At 62.2% G+C, this 1891-nt stretch carries 3 protein-coding genes; all 3 read right to left on the reverse strand.

The window, feature by feature from the left end:
• Window positions 1–412: 412 nt before the first annotated feature.
• The gene (locus WBF74_RS10255; protein WP_424439122.1) at window positions 413–880 is read right to left on the reverse strand and encodes a hypothetical protein; all 468 of its coding nucleotides are present in this window, start codon (window positions 878–880) and stop codon (window positions 413–415) included.
• On the reverse strand, window positions 877–1377 hold the full coding sequence (locus WBF74_RS10260; RefSeq protein ID WP_424439125.1) for a hypothetical protein: 501 nt from the start codon (window positions 1375–1377) through the stop codon (window positions 877–879). Before WBF74_RS10260 ends, WBF74_RS10255 begins: the two co-directional genes overlap by 4 nt.
• Window positions 1378–1423: 46 nt before the next feature.
• On the reverse strand, window positions 1424–1891 hold a 468-nt coding region (locus WBF74_RS10265; RefSeq protein ID WP_424439128.1), incomplete at its 5' end, for a site-specific integrase.

Consider the following 1891-nt stretch of genomic DNA (forward strand, 5'->3'; position numbering starts at 1 on the left):
ACATATCGGGAAGCGAACGAAACGACCGGATATTCTTCTCCGGGCCGTTGGCTGTTCAGACGGCCGAGATCGTGACCTTCAACAAGGACGGCAATTTCCCCTCCTACCACTACCCGATCGCCGCAAGCTTCTCCTTCAAGGCAGAGTCCGCCACGCAATCCAACGGCTGAACACAGCCCGGCATACCCCATCAAAAACAAAAAACCGCCAGTCCGAAGGATCTGGCGGTTATGAATTTGGTTGCGGGGGCAGGATTTGAACCTGCGACCTTCAGGTTATGAGGCAACCCGAGGCGCTCGGAATAGCTTTGTGAAATCCGGCACTTAGACGATTTTCGGGCTCGCAACGTCATTCACGTGTCGCACGGAGCAGACGCAAACCATTGGGAATGAACGGGAATCCGGATTGCCAGTCATCCTCGCTGGCTCCTGAAGCCTTCGTATCGCGGCCGAAGGCGGCACTGCAGGAAGCTCTCCAAGAGCGTCAGAACCGGAATCCCGTGAGGGGCCGGGATCAGAACGTTGACGCGATCCACGTTCGACCGGATCCAGCTTCCGATGCCGGCGCGCTCTGTTTCGCCCAATCCGAGCCATTCGGCATCCGCGATCATCGAAGCAGCGAGCGTGCTTTGGGAGCTGCCGGGATTGTAATGCTGGCTGGTGTAGCGCGCCTGGCTCTTGGGGCCGACCTTCCCGACCTTCAGCACGTCGGCGCCGAAACTGAAAACATAGACCGCCATGTGACCGGCCGGCAGGCGCGCGGGCGGGGTGTGGGGCGCGGGCAGTTCTTCCAAACGGATGTCGCCTTGCGTCAGCGACACCCCCGCCAGACGGGCGACTGTGGCGAAGTCAGCCAGCACTTCCTTCGGGGCCCAAGTCATGCCGCGCCCTTGTCGAAAGCCCAGAGAGCCTTGTCGAGCGTGCGCATGGTGATGTCGTACCTCTCGGCCGTCGCTCGGCAGAGCTGGAGGTATTCCAGCCATTTCTCGAAGGTATAGAGCGTCGATCCCCCGACCGTGTTCATCGCCCTCACATCGAGGATCGGATAGCGGTCCGGAAAGGCGAAATGCAGGATCACGCTCGCCATGGGCCACTGAACCCCGCGGAGCGCGAGCAAGGAGCCAATCCGTAGCCGTTCGGATTCGGCCGCGAACGACACCCGCGTGATTTCCTCGACCTCGGCCTCTGTGTTCTGGCCGCAGAGCTGGCGCGTACGGCCACCACGCCATTTCCATCGCGCCACGGCGATCAGGTCGTCCCGCGTCATATATCCGCGTCTTGCCGCGGCCTCCATGCGGGCACCGAGAACATCATCGGCATCGTAGACATACTTGCCGGCGTATTCGAGGATCTGATAGCGGGTCAAATTGATCTGCATGTCAGCAGGTTAGTTGCTGCACAGCAATCTCGCCACTCGGAATCGATCACCCCAGCAGCTTGGCCTCGACCTCGGCCATGGCGTTCTGGTGGTCGGGCGACGGGAACAGGTGGCCGTAGCGCTCCATGGTCATCTGGATCGAGGAATGGCCCGCAAAGGTCATCACCTCCTTGATCGAGAAGCCCTGCTCGATCCAGAGCGAAACGGCGAAGTGGCGCAGGTCGTGCCAGCGCAGCTTCACGCCGACCTGCTCCTGCAGCTTGCGGAACCGGGACTGCGTGTTGGTGTGCTGGAGAACGCCGCCGCGCGGCGCGGGGAACACCAGCCCGAGGTCGCTCTTCGGGCAGCGCAGCTTCCAGCGGCGCAGGGCGTTCAGCACCATCGGCCCGGCCGGGATGTCGCGATACCCCGCGCGCGATTTCGGCTCGCCCATCTGGTTGTAGGCGTCGGCGCGCTGGCGCACGTAGATGAATCCCTTCTCGAAATCCACGTCCTGCCAGCGCAGGCCGCGCAG

The organism is Parvibaculum sp. (assembly GCF_049672805.1).
GTDB lineage: Bacteria > Pseudomonadota > Alphaproteobacteria > Parvibaculales > Parvibaculaceae > Parvibaculum.

Coding starts and splice junctions, on each gene's coding strand:
- WBF74_RS10260 (WP_424439125.1), bottom strand. CDS start 1,377: ATGCAGATCAATTTGACCCGCTATCAGATCCTCGAATACGCCGGCAAG.
- WBF74_RS10255 (WP_424439122.1), bottom strand. CDS start 880: ATGACTTGGGCCCCGAAGGAAGTGCTGGCTGACTTCGCCACAGTCGCC.